The organism is Ideonella sp. FW305-24, assembly GCF_058788035.1.
The window spans coordinates 580,265-599,372 of record NZ_JBYTAI010000003.1; the positions used below are offsets into that span (position 1 = coordinate 580,265).

Below are 19,108 nucleotides of genomic sequence, written 5' to 3' on the forward strand. Positions count from 1 at the left end.
CGCGAAGCGTGATGGGGTCACGCTGCTGCTGTTTGTCCCGCACTGTATTGGACGAGCCGGGCCGGCCCCGCTCCGGCCGCGGCGGCGCCCGGAGGACTCGTCGCGGCCGTAGAGGCCCGCCTGCGATCAGTTGTTGGCAGCCTGTGCGCCACTGGCCGCAGGTTCCGCCAAGCCACCTCCCAAGGCCCGATACAACGTGACCCGATTGCCCAGTTCCACCAGCCGCAGGCTGATCAGCGACTGGCCGGCGCTGTAGGCGGTGCGTTGCGCTTCGAGGGCGGCGAGGTAGGTGGACACGCCTTGCTGGTAGCGGGCGTCGGCCAGGCGTTGGCTGTCCTGGGCGGCGGCGAGCAAGGCGGTTTGCGCGTCGAGTTGTTCCTGCACGGTGCCGCGGCGGGCCAGGGCGTCGGCCACTTCCCGGAACCCGGTCTGCAGCGCCTTTTCGTAGGCGGCCACGGCGGCCTCGCGCTGGGCCTGGGTCTTGGCGACCGTGGCGCGGGCGGCGCCGCCGTCGAACAGGCTCCAGGTGAGGCTGGGTGCCAAGGACCAGACGGACGCGGCGCCGCCGGTGAACAGGCTGGACAGCGCAGTGCTGGCGAGGCCGGCGCTGGTGGTGAGCGACAGCGAAGGCAGCAGCGCGGCGCGGGCGGCGCCAATGTCGGCCTGCGCGCCCAGCAGCGTGTGCTCGGCCTGCTGCACGTCGGGCCGCTGCAGCAGCACGCTGGACGACAGGCCAGCGGGCACCTGGGCGAGCAGCGTGTCGTCGGCCAACGCGGCGGGGACCAGCGCGTCGTCCACCGTCGCGCCCACCAGCAGTTGCAGGGCATTGCGGGCCTGGGCCACGGCCGTCGTCTGCGCGGCCACGTCGGCGCGGGCCTGCTGGTAGACGGTCTCGGCCTGGCGCACGTCCACCGCCGAGGCCACGCCAAAGCCCTGGCGCTGCTTCGTCACCTCGACCGAGCTGGCAGCGCTTTGCTGCGTGTCCTGGGCGAGCTTGAGCAGGCTCTGGTCCGCGGCCAGCGTGAGCCAGGCTTGCGCGGTTTCGGCGATCAGGCTGATGCGGGTGGCGCGGGCGCCGGCCTCGGTGGCGAGAAAGCTTTCCAGGGCCGACTGCGACTGGCTGGCCTGCTTGCCGAACAGGTCGATCTCGTAGGCGCTGAGACCCACGCTGGCCGAGGCGGTTTGCGAGAAGCTGGTGGCGGTGCCGCCATTGCCATTGCTGCCCGCGGCGGACCTGGCGCGCGTGGTGCTCACGCCGGTGTTCAGCGTGGGCAGCTCGGCGGCAGCGGTCACGCGGTAGCTGGCACGGGCGGCAACCACGTTGGCGGCAGCTGCGCGCAGGTCGCGGTTGTTGGCCAGCGCCTGTTCGATGACCTGGCGCAGCCGCGGATCCTGCACGAAGTCGCGCCAGGGCAGGCTGCTTGCCTCGGTCGTCGACGCTGCAGGCGCGTAGGCCGCGCCGGTGGGCCACTGCGTGGGCACGGCGCCGGTGGGTGCGGCGTCGGTCGGCGCCAGCGTGGAACAGCCGGCGAGCAGCGCGATCAACGAAGCGATGGCGAGAGTGGAGAAAACGGGACGCATGGCTCAAGCCTCCTGGATCACGGGGGTGGCCGCGGCCTGCTTGCCGCGCCGCACGCCGAGGCGGCGCACCAGCACGAAGAACAGCGGCACGAAGAAGATGGCCAGCACGGTGGCGGTAAGCGTGCCGCCGATGATGCCGGTGCCAATCGAGATGCGGCTGTTGGCCCCCGCGCCGGTGGACAGCGCCAGCGGCAGCACGCCGGCCATGAAGGCGAGCGAGGTCATCAGGATGGGCCTCAGGCGCAGCCGCGCGGCCTCCCGCGCCGCGGCCATCGTGTCCATGCCGCGGGCCACGGCGGCCTGGGCGAACTCGATGATCAGGATCGCGTTCTTGGCCGACAGGCCGATGGTGGTCAGCAGCGCAACCTGGAAGTACACGTCGTTCTCCAGCCCGCGCACGGTCGCGCCCAACACTGCACCGACGATGCCCAGCGGGATCACCAGCAGCACCGAGAATGGCACCGACCAGCTCTCGTACAGCGCGGCCAGGCACAGGAACACCACCAGGATGGAGATGGTGTAGAGCTTCAGCGTCTGGCCCGAGGCCAGGCGCTCCTGGTAGGACAGGCCGCTCCAGGCATGGTTGGTGCCGGCCGGCAGTTCGCTGGCCAGCGTGTCCATGCGGTCCATCGCGGCGCCGGAGCTCTTGCCTTCTGCGGCCGAGCCCTGGATCGCATACGAGGCCAGGCCGTTGTAGCGTGAGAGGCTCTCGGGGCCGTAGGTCCACTGCGTGGTGGCGAAGGCTGAGAAAGGCGTCATGGTGCCAGCGCTGCTGCGCACGTACCACTGGTCCAGGTCCTCGGGCTTGGCGCGGAACGGCGCGTCGCCCTGGATGTAGACCTTCTTGACGCGGGCGCGGTCGATGAAGTCGTTCACATAGTCGCCGGCCCAGGCGTCGGTCAGCGTGCTGTTGATGTCGTCCAGCGACAGGCCCAGCGCAAAGGCCTTCTCGTTGTCCACCTGCACCTTGAGCTGCGGCGTGTCTTCCATGCTGCCGGCGCGCACGGCGCTGAGCTGGCTGTCCTGCCCGGCCTTGGCCAGCAACTGGCCGCGCAAGTCCTTCAACTGGGCGCGCGTGGTGCCGGCGGCAGCCTGCAGCTGGAACTCGAAGCCGTTGGACTGGCCCAGGCCCTGGATGGCAGGAGGGTTCAGCGCGAAGACGCGCGCGTCCCGCACGGTGGACAGCGCTTGCGTGGCGCGGCCGGAGATCGAATCCGCACGGTTGGCCGCGCCGCTGCGCTGGCTCCAGTCCTTCAGCGCGACAAAGGCCATGCCGGCGTTCTGGCCGCTGCCGTTGAAGTTGAAACCGGCAATCGTGAAGATGGCTTCGGTGTTGTCCTTCTCGTCTTTCAGGAAGTGGTTCTCGACCTGCTTGGCCACCTCCATCGTGCGCGCCACCGAGGCGCCCACCGGGAGGCTGTACTGCACCATGGCCTCGCCCTGGTCCTCCTGCGGCAGGAAGCCGGTGGGCAGGCGCAGGAACAGCAGCGCCAGCACCGCGACGATGGCGCCGTAGCCCAGCAGCCAGCGCAGCGGCCGCACCAGCACGCGGGCCACGCGGCCGTCGTAGCGCTGCATCAGCGCGTCGAAGTTGCGGTTGAACCAGCCGGCAAAACCGCGCGTGGCGGCCGGGCCGTGGTGAGGTTGCAGCAGCGTGGCACAGAGTGCTGGCGTAAGCGTCAATGCGACCACCACCGACAGCACCATGGAGGCGACGATGGTCAGCGAGAACTGGCGGTAGATCACGCCGGTGGAGCCGGCAAAGAATGCCATCGGCAGGAACACCGCCGACAGCACGGTGGCGATGCCAACCAGCGCGCCGGTGATCTCGCCCATGGACTTCAGCGTGGCCTCGCGCGGCGAGAGCCCTTCCTCGCGCATCACGCGCTCGACGTTTTCCACCACCACGATCGCGTCGTCCACCAGCAGGCCGATGGACAGCACCATCGCGAACATGGTCAGCGTGTTGATCGAGTAGCCGAACACCTCCAGCACGCCAAAGGTGCCCAGCAGCACGACAGGCACCGCCAGCGCCGGAATCAGCGTGGCGCGCCAGTTCTGCAGGAACACGAACATCACCACCACCACCAGCGCGATGGCCTCGAACAGCGTCTTCACGACCTCCTCGATGGAGATCTTGATGAACTTGGTGCTGTCCTTCGGGTAGGCGACCTGGTAGCCGTCGGGCATGCCGTGCAGCAACTGCGAGACCGTGTCGCGCACGCGCGTTGCGGTGGAGAGTGCATTGGCGCCTGGCGCCAGTTGAACGGCCAGGCCCGAGGCCGGGTGGCCGTTGAGCCGGGTCACGTTGTCGTAGCTTTCGCTGCCGATCTCGATGCGCGCCACCTGGCTCAGGCGCACCGCGGCGCCGGTGCTGTCGTGCTTGATGACGATCTGGCGGAATTGCTCGGGCGTCTGCAGCTTGGACTGCGCCGTCACCGTCGCGTTGAGCTGCTGCTCGGCAGCAGCCGGCAACGCGCCGATCTTGCCGGCCGAGACCTGGGTGTTCTGCGCCTCGATGGCGGACGCCACGTCAGACGGCATCAGCGCAAACGAGGCCAGCTTGGCCGGGTCCAGCCAGATGCGCATCGCGTACTGCGAGCCGAAGACCTGCACGCCACCCACGCCGTCCACGCGGGCAATCGGGTCCTGCAGGTTGCTCACCAGGTAGTCGGCGATGTCGGTCGCCGTCGCCTTGTCGGTCTGGTCGTAGAGCGCGACGATCATCAGGAAGTCGCTCTGCGACTTGGTGACCGTCACACCCTGCGTCTGCACCGACTGGGGCAGCCGGGTCAGCGCCTGCTGCACCTTGTTCTGCACCTGCACCTGCGCGGTGTCGGCATTCGTGCCTTCCTGGAAGGTCACGCTGATGCTGGCCGAGCCGGACGACGAGCTCGACGACGAGAAGTACAGCAGCCCGTCCAGCCCGGTGAGCTGCTGCTCCAGGATCTGCGTGACGCTGTTCTCCACCGTCTCGGCGGAAGCGCCGGTGTAGGTGGCCGAGATGCGCACCGTGGGCGGCGCGATGTTCGGATACTGCGCGACCGGCAGCGAAGTGATGGCCGCGCCGCCCGCCAGCATGATGACGATGGCGATGACCCACGCGAAGATGGGTCGGTGAACGAAGAAGCGGGCCAGCATCTCAGCCTCCCTTCACGGCAGAGGCCGCGGCTTCGGCGGTCGCCGCTGGCTTGGCACCGAGTTCGACCGCGACCGGCTTCACCGTGTCACCGGCCTTGACCTTGTCGCTGCCCTCCACCACCAGCCGTTCGCCGGCGGCCAGGCCGCTGCCGACCAGCCAGCGGTCGCCAATCGCGCGGTCCGTGGTCAGCGTGCGCTGCTCGACCTTGTTGGCGGTGTTGACCACCAGCGCGGTGGCATTGCCCTTGGGGTCTCGGGTCACGCCTTGCTGCGGCGCGAGCAGCGCCGCACTGTCCTGCGCCTGGGCCAGCACCGCGCGCACGTACATGCCGGGCAGCAGCAGGCCTTCGGGGTTGGGGAAAGAGGCGCGCAGCGTGACCGAACCGGTGGCTTCGTCCACCGCCACTTCCTGCAGCTTCAACGTGCCGGCCTGCGCGTAGGCGCTGCCGTCTTCCAGCTTCAGGTTGACGGCGGTGCTGCCGGCCTTCATCGTCGCGCCGGCCAGCAAGCGGCGCAGCTTCAACAGCTCGGCACTGGACTGGGTCAGGTCCACGTCCACCTTGTCCAGCCCGCGGATGGTGGCCAGCGCAGTCGTCTGGCTGGCCGTGAGCAACGCGCCCGGCGTGACGCTGGAGATGCCGATGCGGCCACTGATGGGCGCGGTCACCTCGGTGTGCGCCAGGTCGATGCGGGCGCTGGCCAGCGCCGCCTTCTTCTCGGCCACCGAGGCCAGCGCCTGCTGGTAGCTGACCTGCGCGTCATCCGCGTCCTGCTGGGCAATGCCGTTGATCTTCACCAGCGCGGCATAGCGCTCGGCCTTCAGCCTGGCCGCGCCCACGCTGGCTTCGGCGTTCACCAGCGCGGCCTGCGCCTGGTCCACCGCCGCCTGGTAGGTGGCCGGCTCGATGCGGTAGAGCACCTGGCCCGCCTTCACCACGCTGCCTTCCTCGAACAACCTGGCGCGCAATACGCCGCCCACCTGGGGCCGCACCTCGGCGCTGTTGGCGGCACGCACGCGGCCGGGCAGCTCCGTCTGCAGCGCCAGCGCTTCGGGCTTCAGCGTCACCACGCCCACTTCCACCGGCGGCCGTGCAGCCGGTGCCTGGGCAGCCGGCGAGCAGCCCGCCAGCGCGACGACGACCGACGAAGCGGCGGCAACGATCAACAAGGCCGGACGCGAGCCGGGACGGCGGAGGTGGCAGGTAAAGTTCATGGTGACGTGTGAGTGTGAACGTTCATTCTCATTTATTCTATGAACCTGTGTGCTGCTGAACCCACCGCGCCGTGCAAAGAAACGTGAACCCTTCCGCTGATTCGCCCGCCGCTTCGCCGGCCCGCCTCGCCAAGGCCGAGCGGGACGAACTGCGCCGCCTGCAGATTGCCAACGCGCTGGCGCGCTGCGTGCTGCGCACCGGCTTCCACCGCGCCAGCATGGCCCAGGTGGCAGAAGAGGCTGGCATGAGCGTGGGCCAGATCTACCGCTACTTCCCCAGCAAGGAAGCCATCATCGGTTTCCTGGTTGAACAGATCGTTGCTGCCCGCCTGGCCTGGATAGACGCCGCGCCCACCGCCCAGGCCCTGGCCGAATCACTGGCGGCCGACACACCGGCACCCCGCCCACCCGGCGCGCCCACGCCGCCTCCCGGCACGCTGGACGCCTACGCGCTGGCGGGAGAACGCGCGCTGCTGCTGGAGATCCAGGCCGAAAGCGCGCGCAACCCGGCCGTGGCCGAACTGGTGAAAGCGGCCGACCTGAAGTTGCACGCACGCGCGGTGGCCACCATGCGCAGCCAGCAGCCTGCGCTCAGCCAAGCCCAGGCCGCACTGCGGGTGGAGATCGTCGCCTCGCTGGCTGAAGGTCGGCTGTTCCGGGAAGGCATCGGCCCGGCACTGGATCGGCAGCAACTGGTGCCGCTGCTGCGCCGGGTGGTGGACCTGCTGTTCCTGCCGGATTGAGCCCTCCCGGCCCGCGCCGCCTCGGCTCGCTTACAGTCGGCCCCATGCGCAAGCATTTCGCGATCTTCGCCTTGCTGCTGGGCTGCCTGTTCATGGCCCAGTCCAGCATGGCCGCGGCGGCGGTCTACCGCGGCTGCTGCCTGGAAGATTGCAAGGGCGCGGGCCACTGCGTCGACATGGGCTGCCAGACCTGCCAGGTCCCGGCCGCGCTGCCCACTCCGGCGACCGCGCCGTTGCGTGCTGCCACTGCTGCGCGCACCGCGCCCATAACCCTGGCGCCTTCGCCCGAAGGCATGATCCGCGACGTTTGGCGTCCACCGAATTTGAAGACTCTGCTCATCTGAACAAAGTTTTCAACATCAAGGATCCAAACCATGACATCCCGTTTCCTCAAGCTCTCGGCCGCCATTGCGCTGGTCACTGCGTCCACCGTCGCCCTCGCAGCCAACGCCTGCTGCGGCGACCTGGCCTGCTGCCTGCAGCACCTGGTCTGCTGCCTCTGACGCAGCCCCTGAGCACTGAGCGGGCCTGAAGCGCCCGCGGCCGGCGGCGCAAGCCGCCGGCCATCAAAGCAGCCCGGCCAACAGCCTGGCGAGGTCGTGCGGCGGCGCCACCAGGGCACCAGCGCCAAAGCTCATGTCGGGTCGACTGGCCTCGGGCCAGCCGATCACCGTCATGCCGGCAGCCAGGCCCGCAGTTGCGCCGGCCTGGCTGTCTTCCACCACCAGGCATTGGGCGGGCGTGAGGCTCAGCAGCCAGGCCGCGCGCAGGTAGGGCTCGGGCTGTGGCTTGCCTTCGCGCACGTCGTTGCGCGAAACGGTGATCAGGTCAGGCCGGGTCAGGCCCAGCACCTTCAGGCTGGCGTCCAGCAGCATGCGGTCGGAGTTGGTGACCACCGCAAACGCGCAACTGGCCTCGGCCACCACGGCCAGCGCCTGCTGTGCGCCCGGCCGCCAGTGGAGCTCGCCGATGCGGTCCAGGAAAGCGCGGTACTTGGCCGTGGCCAGCTCGGTGTAGCTCAGCGGCAAGCCCACCTCGGCCACCAGGTGGTCGTAGACCGCACGCAGCGACTGGCCGGTCATCGCGGCGTCGAAGCCGGGCGGCTTGGCCAAGCCCAGGCCGTCCAGCACGTCGGACAGCGCGCGGTGGTGCGTGCCTTCGCTGTCGACCAGCGTGCCATCCATGTCGAAAAGAACTGCCTCAATCTTCATCACAAAGCGCGTCCAGGTCGTTGCAACATCTCCAACACCGGTCTGGGCAAGCTCATCGCAGCGTGCGGTTGAACAGCGCCAGCGCGCGGCCCCAGGCCTGCTGCGCGGCGGCGGCGTCGAAGCGTGGCGTGGTGTCGTTGTTGAAGCCGTGCTGGGTGCCGGCGTACTTGAAGGCTTCGTACTTCACGCCTGCGGTTTTCAGGCCGGCCTCGTAGGCGGGCCAGGCGGCGTTGATGCGTTCGTCGTTGTCGGCGTAGGCCAGCACCAGTTCGGCCTTGATGCGGCTGACTTCCTCGGCCGGCGGCGGGGCGCCGTAGAAGGGGGCGCCGGCCCGCAGCTCGGGCACGCGGGCGGCAAGGAAATTCACCATGCCGCCGCCGTAGCAGAAGCCGATGGCGCCGAGCTTGCCGTTGTTGCCCGGCAGCGTGCGGGCATGGGCTGCAGCGGCCAGGAAGTCCTCGCGGGTCTTGGCCTGGTCCAGCTTGGCGAACAGGTCGCGCGCCTTGTCTTCATCGCCGGGGTAGCCGCCCAGCGTGAACAGTGCGTCCGGCGCGATGGCGATGAAGTTCTCCAATGCCAGCCGGCGCGCGATGTCCTCGATGTGCGGGTTCAGCCCGCGGTTCTCGTGCACGACCAACACGACCGGCAGCGGCCCGCTGGCCTGCGCCGGCCGGGCCACGTAGGCGCGCACCTTGCCGTAGCCGGCGGGCGACGCGAACTCGACCGATTCGGTCTTGATCCGTGCGTCCGTGGGCGGAACCTTCTGCGCCCGCGCAAAGTCCGGGCTCAAGGCGGCCAGCAGGCCGAGCGAGGTGGTGCCGGCAGCCGTGGCAAAGCGGGTGGCCCGGTCCAGGAAGCCCCGCCGGTCAATGTCGCCGTGCACGTACTGGTCGAACAGGCACCACAGCTCGGGATCGATCTCCAGCGTGGTGACGGTGGGGCTGACGCGCGCGGCGGGCTGAGTCATGGCAGGACCTTGGGTTGAGGAAAAGGTGCGTGCCTTGTACACCGACGGCAAAGTCGCTCGCGGCGCCAAGGGCATCTCCTGGCGCCAGAGCGGCGTGCGTGCGGCATCATTTCGCCGTGGCCCACATCGCCTTCACCTCGCAGCTGCAGCGTTTCACCGAAACGCCGGAGTTCGACACGCCTGCGGCGACGCTGGGCGAGGCGCTGGCGGCCGCGTTCGAACGCAATGCCAGGCTGCGGCCGTACATCCTGGATGAACAGGGCCACCTGCGCCAGCACGTGGTGGTGTTCATCGAGGACCGGCGGGCGCAGGACCGGATAGGCCTGAGCGACCCGCTGGCCCCGGCCGACAAGGTCTACGTGTTGCAAGCCCTGACGGGCGGTTGACCGGCGGCGCTGGCCCGCCTCGCAAGGAGCACAAGACATGGATGATCGTGCCTGGGTGGCCACCCGCAAAGGCTTGTTCGAACTCCGACTTCGGGCGGGTGCCTGGGCAGTGGAGCGCGCCAGCTTCGTTGGCGACCCGGTGAGCAACGTGTTGCCGCCGGATGCCTCGGGCCACATGCTGGCCGCCCTGCACCTTGGCCACTTCGGCGTCAAGCTGCACCGCTCGGATGACGCAGGCGCGAGCTGGCACGAAGTGGACGCGCCCAGCCTGCCGGCCCAACCCAGCGACGCCGAGGGCCCGCCGTGGAAGGTGACGATGGTCTGGTCGCTCGAACGGGCTGGCGCATCCATCTTCGCCGGCACCCTGCCCGGCGCTCTTTTCCGCTCCGGCGATGGCGGCGCCAGCTGGCAGCTGGAGCAGGCCTTGTGGCAGCGCCCCGAGCGCCCATCCTGGACCGGCGGCGGCTATGACCAGCCCGGCATCCATTCGATCTGCCCGCAGCCCGGCGGCACGCTGCTGGTGGGCGTGAGTTGCGCCGGCGCGTGGCTCACGCAGGATGACGGCGCTTCCTGGCGCCAAGCGGCCCACGGCATGCGTGCGGACTTCATGCCGCCGGACCAGGCCTTCAATCCCGAGGTGCAGGACCCGCACGCCATCGTGCGCTGCGCGGCCGCGCCGGACGTGCTCTGGTGCCAGCACCACAACGGCATCTTCCGCTCGACCAACGGCGGCACGCAGTGGACCGAAATCACCGCGCCGCTGTCGGCGTTCGGCTTCGCGGTGGCGGCGCACCCGCTGGACCCGCAGACCGCCTGGTTCGTGCCAGCGGTGAAGGACCAGTGCCGCGTGCCGGTGGACGGCGCGCTGGTGGTCAACCGCACCCGCGACGGCGGCGCCAGCTTCGAGACCCTGCGCGCCGGCCTGCCGCAGCAGGACTGCTACGACCTGATCTACCGCCACGGCCTGGCGGTGGACAGCCGCGGCCAGGGCCTGCTGATGGGCAGCACCACCGGCGGCCTGTGGGCCAGCGAAGACGGCGGCGAGCAATGGACGGCCCTGCCGGCCCGGCTGCCACCGGTCTACGCGGTGCGCTTCGGCTGAGCGTGGTTTGCCAATGTCCGGGACGACACCGACTCAGCGGGCGACTGCAGCTGCAAGCAACTGCCGCAATGCCTGCGGCAAGGCCTCTGGCGCCAGCGCGGCGGCCAGCAGCGCACCATAGCGAATCTTCCGGCCGGCCCTCGTGCCCATGAAGCGCTTGAGCTGGCCGTGCAGCTCGCGCACCCGGTGCTCGGGCTGAGCCTGGAAACGGCGGAAGGCCGCAAGTTCATCTTGCGCGGCCACCAGCCGCTCCACGGCCTCCGGGCCCACGGCTCGGATCAGCTCGTCCTCCAGGTCCCGCTCACAGGCGAAAAAGCCGGCCGCCTCGGCTGCCGCTCGGGAGCGCACTTCCACACGCCCAAGCCGCGCCAGCGAACGCCACACCAGCGCCTCCTCGCTCGCGTCGTAAAGACCCGCCAGGCGCACGCCCAGGCCGGACGCGGCCAAAGCCTCGGCGAACTTGCCGAGGTTGGTGATGCCACCCATCGGCAGCACACACACGCCATGCTCGGCGAGGGCCACGCCGCAGACCTGCGCCGCCGCTTCGACGGCCGCCTCGTCGCTCCAGCCCTCGACCAGAATGGCCACGCGTGCGCTCGCTTGCGCCACGCGGGCGAGCGCTTCGGTGATGGACAGTGGATGACGCGGCCCGGCAAGCTGCATGGCCCAGTCTATGCGTTGCCTCGCGTCGGCATCTGCGCCAGGTCGCGTCGCCTGGACACCGGTTGGCGCAGCAGACAGCCTCAGCCGGGAGCTTGCCGAAACTGCACCGGCGCCTTCTGCCATCGGTCGCGCAAGCGATGCATGCGAGGCCCTGGCCCGGCGCTCGCGCTCACGACCTCTCTGCCCGCATCTGGATCATCTTCCAGCCGTTGCCGGAAGGGTCGCGGAAGCCGGCGTCCACGGTGCCGTAGCGGTCCGTGGGTTCCTGTGTGAACTCCACACCCAGGCCCAGCAGCCGGTCGTAGGCCGCGCGACAGTTGGTCACACGCAGCACCAGCGGCGGCATCGCGCCCTTGGCGACCATCGCGTTCAGCGTCTGCGCCGTGGCGGCGTCGTGCACCGGCGGGCCGGGCTTGAACAGCCCGAGCTGGAAGCCGGGCTGTTCCGGGTGCTGCACGGTGAGCCACCGATAGTCGCCATTGCCCACGTCCGCCTGCACGCGAAAGCCGAGTTTCTCGACGTAGAAGGCGAGCGCTTCGTCCTGGTCGCGCACGTACACGCCGACCACATCAATGCCTGGGTTCATTTCAAAGCTCCTGGTTGCCAGGCGCTTTTGTACCGCCGGCCCCGCGGCGCCGCTTCTCCGAAACTGCCATCGTCAGATCGGGCCGGTGCGCGGCGCTGAGGATGCAGGCCGGCACGCGGCCGAGGTCATGCCCCGCCGCCCGTGCGCGTGCCCGCACCGTGCTGGGCGTTTCGCCGGTGATGTCCCGGAAGGTGCGGCCAAACGTGCCCAGGCTTTCCCAGCCAGTGTGGAAGGCAATCTCGGTGACGGGCCAATCGGTGTCGCGCAGCAGCGCGGTGGCGCGCTCGATGCGCCGCGTGAGCAGGTAGCGGTGCGGTGGCAGGCCGAAGGCCTGCTTGAACGAGCGCGCGAAGTGCGCCTCGGACACCCCGCTCACCTCCGCCAGCCGCTGCACCGGCCAGGCCTCGTGCGAAGCGGCGTCCATGCGGTCCTTCGCACGCAGCAGCCGGCGCAGCAGCGCAGGGTCCTGGTGGGCAGGCGCCTCGCCGTGCGGCGCGGGCAGGTCTTCGGAAGCGGTGTTTCGCGGCATTGGTGGGCACCCGGTGCTGCGGCGACTTTAAGGCACCGCTGAACAGGCCCTGCCCCTTTCGGCCGAGCTTTTCATGCCTGGACCGGGCCGCAGTTGTCCCTCGCGAACGCGAGATGCCAAGGGCCGGTGCCTTGCGCAACATGGACCCTCGCAAATCCGCAATGTCCACCGCAAAGGTCTTTCCATGACAAGCATCACGAACCGCCATCCAGGCATGCCAGGCCAGCCCGGCCGCGAGTTCTCCGGCATCGCGTCCAAGGTCCGCAGCGTCTTCGCCATCCTGGCCGCTGTGTTGTCGATGGCCGCCGCATCGCCCGCACTTGCACAGGCGCCGCAAAGCAAATTCGCCGAGGTCAATGGCGTCAAGCTGCACTACCTGGTCGCAGGATCAGGTGACCCCATCATCCTCATGCATGGCTATGCCGAGACCAGCCACATGTGGCTGCCGCTGATCAAGGCGCTGCAGAAGAACCACCTGGTGATCGCGCCGGACCTGCGCGGCTTCGGCGAATCCAGCATGCCCGAGACCGACTACACCAAGGCCCAGATGGCACGCGACATCCACGGCCTGGCCGAAACGCTGAAGCTGGGCCGCGTGCGCATCGTCGGCCACGACATCGGCCTGATGGTGGCCTATGCCTACGCCGCCCAGTATCCGAACGAGGTCGACCGCATCGCGCTGATGGATGCCTTCCTGCCGGGCGTGGGCGACTGGCAATCCGTCTGGCTGCTGCGCGACCTGTGGCACTTCCACTTCTACGGCAAGACGCCGCTGGCGCTGGTGGACGGCCGCGAGCGCATCTACTTCGAACACTTCTGGAACGACTTCGCCGCGGACCCGGCGCATTCCATCCCCGAGGCGGACCGCGTGTTCTACGCCAAGGCCTACGGCAAGCCCGGCCGCATGCGCGCCGGCTTCGAGGTGTTCCACGCCTTCGCGCAAGACGCGGTCGACTTCGCGCAGTTCGCCAAGACCCCGCTGACGATGCCGATGCTGGTGCTGACCGGCGAGAAGGCCTCCGGCCAGACCCTGATCACCCAGGCCAGGCTGGTCAACACCAATGTCGAAGGCGTGATCGTGCCGAACTCGGGTCACTGGCTGATGGAAGAGGCCACCGACCAGGTCGTGCCCAAGCTGGTGGCGTTCCTGAACAAGTGAACCCGGGCGCGCCGCGGCGCGTTCAGCCGGCGACACGTTTCGGGCGCCGCACGGCGCGGACCTTGCCGCTGCCGCCACCGCCGCAATAGAACAGATCTGCACCGTCGGATTCCAGGCCGCTGACGGCCGTGCCCGGTGGCATTTCCAGCCGCTGCAGCACGGCGCCGCTTTGCGGGTCGATGCGGCGCAATTCGCTCTCGTCGCCTTCCCAGGTGCCGTGCCACATGTCGCCGTCCACCCAGGTCACGCCGGTGACAAAGCGGTTGGATTCGATGGTGCGGCGGATGGCGCCGGTGGCGGGGTCGATCTGGTGGATCTTGCGGTCACGGTACTGGCCCACCCACAGGCTGCCTTCGGCCCAGGTGAGGCCGGAGTCGCCGCCCTTGCCGGGCGCGGGGATGGACGCGACGACCTGGCCGGTGGCGGGGTCGATCTTGTCGATGCGGGACTCGGCGATCTGGTAGAGGTGCTTGCCGTCGAACGCGGTGCCGGCATCGGCTGGCAGTTCCAGCGTGCGGGTGGGCTCGCCGCTTGCGGGGTCGAAGGCCAGCAGCCGGGGACCGGTGGCGGCCCACACCTGCCGGCCATCATGGGTCACGCCGCCGACGCGGTCCGCACCCGGGAAGGGGCCGTATTCGCGCACGATCTCGGCAGGCTGCACGGCCACTGTGGCGGGGGTGGCAGCGGCTTGGGTGAGGGTGTCCTGGCTCATCGCTTTGCTCCTTGAAGCGCCGCGGTTGGGCGCCATGGAAGTCACTCTACTCAGGCGGCAGCGCGGTGGGGAGTAACAAGATCGTCGTGAATCCGGCCAGCGGCGGCGCCAGCCAGCGCTGCGCGCGGGCCCGGCCGATGGACCTCACCCGCCCTGCGGCTTCCAGCTCGGCCAGCGCGCGCTGCACGGTGCGCTGGCTGGCGCCCAGCGCCAGCGAGAGGGCCGAGGTGGACCAGGGCGCACCGTCGGACAGCAAGGCCACCAGCGCGCCCTGTTCGCCATCAATGGGCGGTGCCAGCACGGCCACGGCGCGCCCGCTGCGCGGCTGCAGCACAAAGCCACGCGCGGTGGCCTCGACCTGCGCCAGAGGGGCGGCCAGCGCGCGCAGCCGGCCGATCTCGACGCGCAGGCGGGCGCGATGGGTTTCGTCGGGTTCGTGCAGGCGGAAGGCCTGGGAGATCAGCGCTTCCCTGTCCACATCCCCCGGCCAGGCCTCGGCCAGTGCGCGGGCCAGCGCAAACAGCACCGGCCGGCGGGCCAGCGGCAGCCACGTGTCACCGGCGCGCATCCCACGATGGCAAACATCCACCACCAGCGCTCCGGAGGCCAGCAGCACGGCAACCTCGTCCAGTCGCAAGGGCTGCTCGTGGCCCGCGAGAAGACGCCGCGCGGCAGGCCGTTCCAGCGCCGCCCTGGCCTCCACCACCTCGGCCAGCAGCGCAGGCACACGGGCCTGAAGGGCCGCCTCATGCGCGCGGGCCAAGGCGGCCTGGGCCGGTGCGATGCGCAGCGAACGCAGCGCCAGCTCGGCAGCCGTCAATTCGGCCAGTGCGACCAGGGCCGGCGGGCCGCCGCTTGCGTCGAGCAAGGCCAGCGCCGCCGAGGCCTGGCCCAGCCGGCCGAGCAACAGCAACCGGCGCACGGCGATCAGCCGCGCTTGCAGCGCGTTGGCCCGGTCTGCCCGTGCTGCCAGCGTGGCGGCTGCGGCGGCCAGCGCACGCGGCGAACCGCCCAGCTCGCGCATCGCCAGCGCCACCTCGGCATCGGCCACCACACAACGCGCATGCGCCAGCGCCTCGTGCGTGCCAAAACCTCTGGCCGCGCGGCGCAGCAACTCGCGGGCACGCGGGTGCTCGCCGAGCTGGGCCATGGCAATGCCGCGCAAGGCCAGCGCCGGCGGGTCGTCGCGCAGCGCCACGAGCTTGAGGGCGCCAAGCGCGTCACCGGCAGCCAGGGCGCGCGCCGAGGCGGCGATCAGCGAGTCCATGGCGAGAGACTACCTCGCCGGGGCGCGCGGCCCCCGGTCGATCAGCGCGCCCGCTTGCTGCGTTCGCTGGTGGCGTCGATCACGTTGTCGCCAGCCTCCTGCACGCGCCGGCTCATCTCAGCCTGGCCCTGGGCCATCGCGCTCATCGCGTTCTGGCCCAGCTCGGCGAAGAACTCGGTGTAGTTCTTCATCAGGCCCTGGCCGAGCTGTGCAAAGGCATTGGACTGCATCAGGCTGCCGGAGGACTTCTGCCATTGCTGCAGCAGGTCCTGCGTGTTGACCTGGGACAGCGAGCTGACCTCGGGCGAGGTCGAAAACTGGGTCAGCAGCGCCATGTTGGCCTGGGTCAGCTTGACCAGCGGCTGGATCGCGGTTTGCATGGCTTGGGTGGGATCTGACATGGTGGCTCCTTGGCGAGGAAAAACGGCATTGAGCCGCGGTCAGCGCGGGCTGTCTGTGCGCTGGGCAACGTCTGCCGGCCAATGCCATGATGGTGATCCGGTGATGCGAATACCATCCAAGTGGATGGTCGTATGATGCAACCATGCCCAGACGAACTGCCCATGCCGCACCGGCCCTCACACCCACGGACGAGAAGATCACGCTGAACCTGGGCTATGTGGACCTGGGCCAGATCGACCTGCTGGTGCAGGAAGGCTTCTACGCCAACCGCAGCGACTTCATCCGCACCGCCATTCGCCAGCACCTGGGCAGCCACGCCGAGGCGGTGCGCCAGGTGGTGTTGCGCAAGACGCTGGTGCTGGGCATCCAGCACTACAGCGCGGCCGACCTGCAGGCGGTGCAGGCGGCGGGCCAGCAGCTGCAGATCCGCGTGCTGGGACTGGCCTCGCTGGCGGCCGACGTGACGCCCGAGCTGGCGCTGGCGACCATCGAATCCCTCACCGTGCTGGGCGCGCTGCGCGCCAGCAGCGAAGTCAAACACGCGCTGGCCGGGCGCATCCGCTACAGCTGACGCCCATGCCCTCCTCCCCCGATCCTCCCCCGAAAGCCCCCATGCCCCTGCCTTTCCAGAACACGCTGGCGCAAGCCACACGGCTGACCCGCTCAGGCCAGCTGCAGGCGGCCACCGAGCTGCTGCGCAACGCAATGGGCCCAATGGGCCAGCCCTGGCGCTCGCCCTCTTCATCGGCAGCCACGCCCACCGCCGCGCCGCCGGACGTGATCGACGTGCAGGCCACCGAGCTGCCGCGCGAACCTGCCGCGGCACGGGCCGAAGCCAGCACCGCACGATCGACCGCCAGCGGCATCGCAGGCTTTCTCTCCGGCACGCACGAATGCGCAGCCGGCCAGCGGGACTACAAGCTGTTCGTGCCACCCGGCGCTGGCGACGGGCCAATGCCGCTGGTCGTGATGCTGCACGGCTGCACCCAGAACCCGGACGACTTCGCCGCCGGCACCGCCATGAACGCGGCGGCGCTGGCGCAGGGCTTCGCGGTGCTGTACCCGGCGCAGTCCACCCAGGCCAACCCGCAGCGCTGCTGGAGCTGGTTCAAGCACAACCACCAGCAGCGCGGCCGCGGCGAGCCGGCGCTGCTGGCCAGCATGACGCAGCAGTTCATTGCCGAACACGGCATCGATGCGAGCCGGGTCTACGTGGCCGGGCTGTCGGCCGGCGGCGCGATGGCGGCCATCCTCGGCGCGCTTTATCCGGAGCTGTTTGCAGCCGTGGGTGTGCATTCCGGACTGGCACCGGGTGCCGCGGCCGACCTGCCCTCCGCACTGGCGGCGATGAAGGGCCAGGGCGGCGCCAGCCGTGCGGCGCCCATCGCCGTGCCCACCATCGTCTTCCATGGCGACGCCGACACGACGGTGCACCCCAGCAACGGCGCCGCGGTTGTCGCCGCCTGCGTGGGCGCCGGGGCCGTGGCCGAACAGCAGCTGGTCAACGGTGTCTCGGGGCGCCACTGCACCCGCAGCGTCTACCGCCGGCCCGACGGCCGCACGCTCGCCGAACACTGGCTGGTGCACGGCGCCGGCCACGCCTGGTCAGGCGGCCAGCCGGCAGGCTCCTACACCGACCCTCGCGGACCGGACGCCACCGAGGCCATGCTGCGGTTTTTCATGCAGCACCGTCGCACGCCGTGAGCTCGCGGCCGCTGCTGCTGGCGGCATTGCTGCCGCACCTGGGCAGCAGGCGCTCGTACTCCGCCCGGACCACGGCATAACACTCGCAGGTGCGCCGCTCCAGCCCGGGACGGTCCAGCACGGTGATGTGGCCGCGGCGGTACTGGATGAGCCCGGCGCGCTGCAGGTTGGCCGCCGCCTCGGTCACACCCTCGCGGCGCACGCCCAGCATGTTGGCGATCAGCTCCTGCGTCATCACCAGCTCGTTGCCCTGCAGGCGGTCCAGGCTGAGCAGCAGCCAGCGGCACAGTTGCTGGTCCAGCGAATGGTGGCGGTTGCAGACGGCCGTCTGCGCCATCTGCGTGATCAGTGCCTGGGTGTAGCGCAGCAGCAGGTGCATGACCGCGACCGAGCGGCTGAATTCGGCCTTCAGCAAGGGGCCGCGCATGCGAAAACCGGCCCCCGCGCTTTGCACCACCGAGCGGCTGGTGGTGGTCTCGCCGCCCATGAACAGCGAAATCCCGACGATGCCTTCATTGCCCACCACGGCGATCTCGGCCGAGTCGCCGTCTTCCATCACATACAGCAGCGAAACGATCGCGGTGGTGGGGAAGTAGACATGGGTCATGCCCATGCCGGACTCGTAGAGCACCTCGCCCAATGGCCACTCCACCGGCTCCAGCATGAGCAACCAGTTGGCCCATTCGTCGGCAGGCAAGGCCGCGAGCAGGCGGTTTTGCTTCGGATCTGGACTGCTCGCCATGGCGCCTCCCGCAGGGGCCAGTGCCGACGGGTGCCGGGGCGGCAACCCGGGCCGGACTGGTCAGGCAGTATGGCAGCACACGCCGGGGGGCCGCATCGCTATGCGTTGGGATCCCTGGGCAGCACGGGCCGGACGCGCGGTATCGCGTATTCCGAGCCCACCAGCGCCCTGGCCACCAGGTAGAACCTCCGGCCGTTGTCGCTCAGCTGGTCGATCTCGACTTCGCCGCCCGCATTGCAAGGGAAGGCAAAGCCCCGGCCGCCATGCAGCGACTCGTAAAGCAACTCGAAACAGGCAGTGGCCACACCGGCGCGAATCTCACTGACGGGTGTCATGCCCTGCTTCCGGGCCAGGCGACGGCGCGTCCGGCTTGTCTGAGCCATGGGCGTCATGGCCGGCCTGCCAGGCCTCGTACCGCATGGCCCAGCGAGCCCGCGGCTCGCCGGTCGCCGCCGGCAGATTCATCAGGCCCGCCATCGGATTGACCTCGCTGGTCTCGCCGCGCGCGGCCGCCTTGGCGCCCTGGCGTACCAGCTCGGCCCGCTCGCTGGCCGGCAGCAACTGCCCTTCGGCAGGCCAGGGCAGGCCTGCCAGCAGCAATCCGCCCCCATGGCGCTTCTTCATCGCAACTCCTGTCCCGACAGCCTTGAGCGACGGCGCCTCGGAGGGCGCTTGCCGCTTTTCCACCCGAAACTTGCGGCGCAAGTTCCAGCGCATGCTTCAGCATCTGTGACAGCGGCGTTCCGGGTCTGTCTGCCAACGCACACAGCGGGCGCTAGCCCCCGGCAAATGGCGCGGCCTGGCGCCGGATGCGCAACAGGATGCGCTGCGTCTGCCAGGCCACCAGCGAGCGTTTGAGCACCAGCAGCCGGCTCAGCGCCTCGCGCCGGTCCGCATGCAGGCTCACCGTGGCCAGGTGCAGCTGCAGCTGGTCGATGTGGACCTCGATCTGCTGTATTCGGGCGTCCAGCGCTGCCATCGTGAAGACTTGTTCCATGGG

At 69.7% G+C, this 19,108-nt stretch carries 23 protein-coding genes; 8 read left to right on the plus strand and 15 right to left on the minus strand.

Translation table 11 applies throughout. From position 1 onward, the window contains the following. Nucleotides 1-126 precede the first annotated feature (126 nt). The 3 genes from AC3WR5_RS11605 to AC3WR5_RS11615 are packed head-to-tail and all read right to left on the minus strand — an operon-like array spanning nt 127 to nt 5,935. Nucleotides 127-1,581 (minus strand): efflux transporter outer membrane subunit, encoded by a 1,455-nt coding sequence (locus AC3WR5_RS11605; RefSeq protein ID WP_492484460.1) that lies wholly within the window; start codon nt 1,579-1,581, stop codon nt 127-129. Nucleotides 1,582-1,584: 3 nt separating this feature from the next. Next, the gene (locus AC3WR5_RS11610) at nt 1,585-4,719 is read right to left on the minus strand and encodes an efflux RND transporter permease subunit (RefSeq protein ID WP_492484600.1); all 3,135 of its coding nucleotides are present in this window, start codon (nt 4,717-4,719) and stop codon (nt 1,585-1,587) included. 4 nt (nt 4,720-4,723) lie between these two features. Further along, a complete protein-coding gene (locus AC3WR5_RS11615; RefSeq protein WP_492484462.1) occupies nt 4,724-5,935 on the minus strand; it encodes an efflux RND transporter periplasmic adaptor subunit in 1,212 nt (403 codons plus the stop codon). Between the two features lie 83 nt (nt 5,936-6,018). Between AC3WR5_RS11615 and AC3WR5_RS11620 the strand changes: the two genes are divergently transcribed. From AC3WR5_RS11620 to AC3WR5_RS11630, 3 genes are read left to right on the plus strand one after another with little or no spacing between them, the layout of a single operon-like run. Further along, complete coding sequence (locus tag AC3WR5_RS11620) at nt 6,019-6,678, plus strand: TetR/AcrR family transcriptional regulator (RefSeq protein WP_231011303.1); 660 nt, start codon at nt 6,019-6,021, stop codon at nt 6,676-6,678. Nucleotides 6,679-6,722: 44 nt separating this feature from the next. Continuing rightward, nucleotides 6,723-7,022, plus strand: a complete 300-nt coding sequence (locus tag AC3WR5_RS11625; protein WP_492484465.1) for a hypothetical protein — start codon at nt 6,723-6,725, stop codon at nt 7,020-7,022. Nucleotides 7,023-7,052: 30 nt separating this feature from the next. Beyond that, complete coding sequence (locus tag AC3WR5_RS11630) at nt 7,053-7,181, plus strand: hypothetical protein (RefSeq protein WP_492484467.1); 129 nt, start codon at nt 7,053-7,055, stop codon at nt 7,179-7,181. A gap of 63 nt (nt 7,182-7,244) precedes the next feature. On the opposite strand, the gene AC3WR5_RS11635 is transcribed toward AC3WR5_RS11630, so the two are convergent. Both AC3WR5_RS11635 and AC3WR5_RS11640 read right to left on the minus strand, forming a co-directional pair. Continuing rightward, entirely contained in the window at nt 7,245-7,889 is a 645-nt protein-coding gene (locus tag AC3WR5_RS11635; protein ID WP_492484469.1) for an HAD family hydrolase, read from the minus strand. Nucleotides 7,890-7,941: 52 nt separating this feature from the next. Next, nucleotides 7,942-8,856, minus strand: a complete 915-nt coding sequence (locus tag AC3WR5_RS11640; protein WP_492484471.1) for a dienelactone hydrolase family protein — start codon at nt 8,854-8,856, stop codon at nt 7,942-7,944. 116 nt (nt 8,857-8,972) lie between these two features. Between AC3WR5_RS11640 and AC3WR5_RS11645 the strand changes: the two genes are divergently transcribed. Together AC3WR5_RS11645 and AC3WR5_RS11650 are read left to right on the plus strand one after the other, a co-directional pair. Continuing rightward, nucleotides 8,973-9,242, plus strand: a complete 270-nt coding sequence (locus AC3WR5_RS11645) for a MoaD/ThiS family protein (RefSeq protein ID WP_492484473.1) — start codon at nt 8,973-8,975, stop codon at nt 9,240-9,242. Nucleotides 9,243-9,279: 37 nt separating this feature from the next. Next, nucleotides 9,280-10,344 carry a WD40/YVTN/BNR-like repeat-containing protein gene (locus tag AC3WR5_RS11650; protein ID WP_492484475.1) on the plus strand — a complete coding sequence of 355 codons (1,065 nt, stop codon included), beginning with the start codon at nt 9,280-9,282 and terminating at the stop codon, nt 10,342-10,344. A 33-nt stretch (nt 10,345-10,377) separates the two neighbouring features. Here the strand turns inward: AC3WR5_RS11650 and AC3WR5_RS11655 are convergent, their stop codons facing one another. The 3 genes from AC3WR5_RS11655 to AC3WR5_RS11665 all read right to left on the minus strand — a co-directional run bounded on the left by AC3WR5_RS11655 (nt 10,378) and on the right by AC3WR5_RS11665 (nt 12,122). Then, on the minus strand, nt 10,378-11,007 hold the full coding sequence (locus AC3WR5_RS11655) for a TOPRIM nucleotidyl transferase/hydrolase domain-containing protein (RefSeq protein ID WP_492484477.1): 630 nt from the start codon (nt 11,005-11,007) through the stop codon (nt 10,378-10,380). Between the two features lie 169 nt (nt 11,008-11,176). Continuing rightward, nucleotides 11,177-11,593, minus strand: a complete 417-nt coding sequence (locus AC3WR5_RS11660) for a VOC family protein (protein WP_492484479.1) — start codon at nt 11,591-11,593, stop codon at nt 11,177-11,179. 1 nt (nt 11,594) lies between these two features. Beyond that, nucleotides 11,595-12,122: a helix-turn-helix domain-containing protein gene (locus AC3WR5_RS11665; protein ID WP_492484481.1), complete on the minus strand. Its 528-nt coding sequence runs from the start codon at nt 12,120-12,122 to the stop codon at nt 11,595-11,597. A gap of 184 nt (nt 12,123-12,306) precedes the next feature. On the opposite strand from AC3WR5_RS11665, the gene AC3WR5_RS11670 reads away from it, so the two are divergent. Next, nucleotides 12,307-13,281, plus strand: a complete 975-nt coding sequence (locus tag AC3WR5_RS11670; protein WP_492484483.1) for an alpha/beta fold hydrolase — start codon at nt 12,307-12,309, stop codon at nt 13,279-13,281. A gap of 22 nt (nt 13,282-13,303) precedes the next feature. On the opposite strand, the gene AC3WR5_RS11675 is transcribed toward AC3WR5_RS11670, so the two are convergent. The 3 genes from AC3WR5_RS11675 to AC3WR5_RS11685 are packed head-to-tail and all read right to left on the minus strand — an operon-like array spanning nt 13,304 to nt 15,661. Beyond that, nucleotides 13,304-13,993 carry a Vgb family protein gene (locus AC3WR5_RS11675; protein WP_492484485.1) on the minus strand — a complete coding sequence of 230 codons (690 nt, stop codon included), beginning with the start codon at nt 13,991-13,993 and terminating at the stop codon, nt 13,304-13,306. Nucleotides 13,994-14,039: 46 nt separating this feature from the next. Then, nucleotides 14,040-15,260, minus strand: coding sequence for a helix-turn-helix domain-containing protein (locus AC3WR5_RS11680; protein WP_492484487.1), 1,221 nt, complete (start codon nt 15,258-15,260; stop codon nt 14,040-14,042). A gap of 41 nt (nt 15,261-15,301) precedes the next feature. Continuing rightward, nucleotides 15,302-15,661, minus strand: a complete 360-nt coding sequence (locus AC3WR5_RS11685) for a hypothetical protein (protein ID WP_492484490.1) — start codon at nt 15,659-15,661, stop codon at nt 15,302-15,304. 143 nt (nt 15,662-15,804) lie between these two features. Here AC3WR5_RS11685 and AC3WR5_RS11690 point away from each other — a divergent pair, with 143 nt between their 5' ends. Both AC3WR5_RS11690 and AC3WR5_RS11695 read left to right on the plus strand, forming a co-directional pair. Continuing rightward, nucleotides 15,805-16,233 (plus strand): CopG family transcriptional regulator, encoded by a 429-nt coding sequence (locus tag AC3WR5_RS11690; RefSeq protein ID WP_141291665.1) that lies wholly within the window; start codon nt 15,805-15,807, stop codon nt 16,231-16,233. 41 nt (nt 16,234-16,274) lie between these two features. Continuing rightward, the gene (locus AC3WR5_RS11695) at nt 16,275-17,366 is read left to right on the plus strand and encodes an extracellular catalytic domain type 1 short-chain-length polyhydroxyalkanoate depolymerase (RefSeq protein WP_492484492.1); all 1,092 of its coding nucleotides are present in this window, start codon (nt 16,275-16,277) and stop codon (nt 17,364-17,366) included. Here the strand turns inward: AC3WR5_RS11695 and AC3WR5_RS11700 are convergent. The 4 genes from AC3WR5_RS11700 to AC3WR5_RS11715 form a co-directional block, all read right to left on the minus strand. Beyond that, complete coding sequence (locus tag AC3WR5_RS11700) at nt 17,341-18,108, minus strand: Crp/Fnr family transcriptional regulator (protein WP_492484494.1); 768 nt, start codon at nt 18,106-18,108, stop codon at nt 17,341-17,343. The genes AC3WR5_RS11695 and AC3WR5_RS11700 overlap by 26 nt on opposite strands. A gap of 98 nt (nt 18,109-18,206) precedes the next feature. Beyond that, nucleotides 18,207-18,443 carry a hypothetical protein gene (locus AC3WR5_RS11705; protein ID WP_492484496.1) on the minus strand — a complete coding sequence of 79 codons (237 nt, stop codon included), beginning with the start codon at nt 18,441-18,443 and terminating at the stop codon, nt 18,207-18,209. Next, nucleotides 18,427-18,732, minus strand: a complete 306-nt coding sequence (locus tag AC3WR5_RS11710; RefSeq protein ID WP_492484497.1) for a CrpP-related protein — start codon at nt 18,730-18,732, stop codon at nt 18,427-18,429. Before AC3WR5_RS11710 ends, AC3WR5_RS11705 begins: the two co-directional genes overlap by 17 nt. Before the next feature lie 151 nt (nt 18,733-18,883). After that, complete coding sequence (locus tag AC3WR5_RS11715) at nt 18,884-19,105, minus strand: hypothetical protein (protein WP_141288023.1); 222 nt, start codon at nt 19,103-19,105, stop codon at nt 18,884-18,886. Nucleotides 19,106-19,108 lie beyond the last annotated feature (3 nt).

Excerpts from the sequence above, each read along its gene's own strand:
- AC3WR5_RS11605 (WP_492484460.1), bottom strand. The coding sequence starts at position 1,581 with ATGCGTCCCGTTTTCTCCACTCTCGCCATCGCTTCGTTGATCGCGCTG.
- AC3WR5_RS11615 (WP_492484462.1), bottom strand. The coding sequence starts at position 5,935 with ATGAACTTTACCTGCCACCTCCGCCGTCCCGGCTCGCGTCCGGCCTTG.
- AC3WR5_RS11625 (WP_492484465.1), top strand. The coding sequence starts at position 6,723 with ATGCGCAAGCATTTCGCGATCTTCGCCTTGCTGCTGGGCTGCCTGTTC.
- AC3WR5_RS11630 (WP_492484467.1), top strand. The coding sequence starts at position 7,053 with ATGACATCCCGTTTCCTCAAGCTCTCGGCCGCCATTGCGCTGGTCACT.
- AC3WR5_RS11635 (WP_492484469.1), bottom strand. The coding sequence starts at position 7,889 with ATGAAGATTGAGGCAGTTCTTTTCGACATGGATGGCACGCTGGTCGAC.
- AC3WR5_RS11640 (WP_492484471.1), bottom strand. The coding sequence starts at position 8,856 with ATGACTCAGCCCGCCGCGCGCGTCAGCCCCACCGTCACCACGCTGGAG.
- AC3WR5_RS11650 (WP_492484475.1), top strand. The coding sequence starts at position 9,280 with ATGGATGATCGTGCCTGGGTGGCCACCCGCAAAGGCTTGTTCGAACTC.
- AC3WR5_RS11655 (WP_492484477.1), bottom strand. The coding sequence starts at position 11,007 with ATGCAGCTTGCCGGGCCGCGTCATCCACTGTCCATCACCGAAGCGCTC.
- AC3WR5_RS11660 (WP_492484479.1), bottom strand. The coding sequence starts at position 11,593 with ATGAACCCAGGCATTGATGTGGTCGGCGTGTACGTGCGCGACCAGGAC.
- AC3WR5_RS11665 (WP_492484481.1), bottom strand. The coding sequence starts at position 12,122 with ATGCCGCGAAACACCGCTTCCGAAGACCTGCCCGCGCCGCACGGCGAG.
- AC3WR5_RS11670 (WP_492484483.1), top strand. The coding sequence starts at position 12,307 with ATGACAAGCATCACGAACCGCCATCCAGGCATGCCAGGCCAGCCCGGC.
- AC3WR5_RS11675 (WP_492484485.1), bottom strand. The coding sequence starts at position 13,993 with ATGAGCCAGGACACCCTCACCCAAGCCGCTGCCACCCCCGCCACAGTG.
- AC3WR5_RS11680 (WP_492484487.1), bottom strand. The coding sequence starts at position 15,260 with ATGGACTCGCTGATCGCCGCCTCGGCGCGCGCCCTGGCTGCCGGTGAC.
- AC3WR5_RS11685 (WP_492484490.1), bottom strand. The coding sequence starts at position 15,661 with ATGTCAGATCCCACCCAAGCCATGCAAACCGCGATCCAGCCGCTGGTC.
- AC3WR5_RS11690 (WP_141291665.1), top strand. The coding sequence starts at position 15,805 with ATGCCCAGACGAACTGCCCATGCCGCACCGGCCCTCACACCCACGGAC.
- AC3WR5_RS11695 (WP_492484492.1), top strand. The coding sequence starts at position 16,275 with ATGCCCCTGCCTTTCCAGAACACGCTGGCGCAAGCCACACGGCTGACC.
- AC3WR5_RS11700 (WP_492484494.1), bottom strand. The coding sequence starts at position 18,108 with ATGGCGAGCAGTCCAGATCCGAAGCAAAACCGCCTGCTCGCGGCCTTG.
- AC3WR5_RS11705 (WP_492484496.1), bottom strand. The coding sequence starts at position 18,443 with ATGACACCCGTCAGTGAGATTCGCGCCGGTGTGGCCACTGCCTGTTTC.
- AC3WR5_RS11710 (WP_492484497.1), bottom strand. The coding sequence starts at position 18,732 with ATGAAGAAGCGCCATGGGGGCGGATTGCTGCTGGCAGGCCTGCCCTGG.
- AC3WR5_RS11715 (WP_141288023.1), bottom strand. The coding sequence starts at position 19,105 with ATGGAACAAGTCTTCACGATGGCAGCGCTGGACGCCCGAATACAGCAG.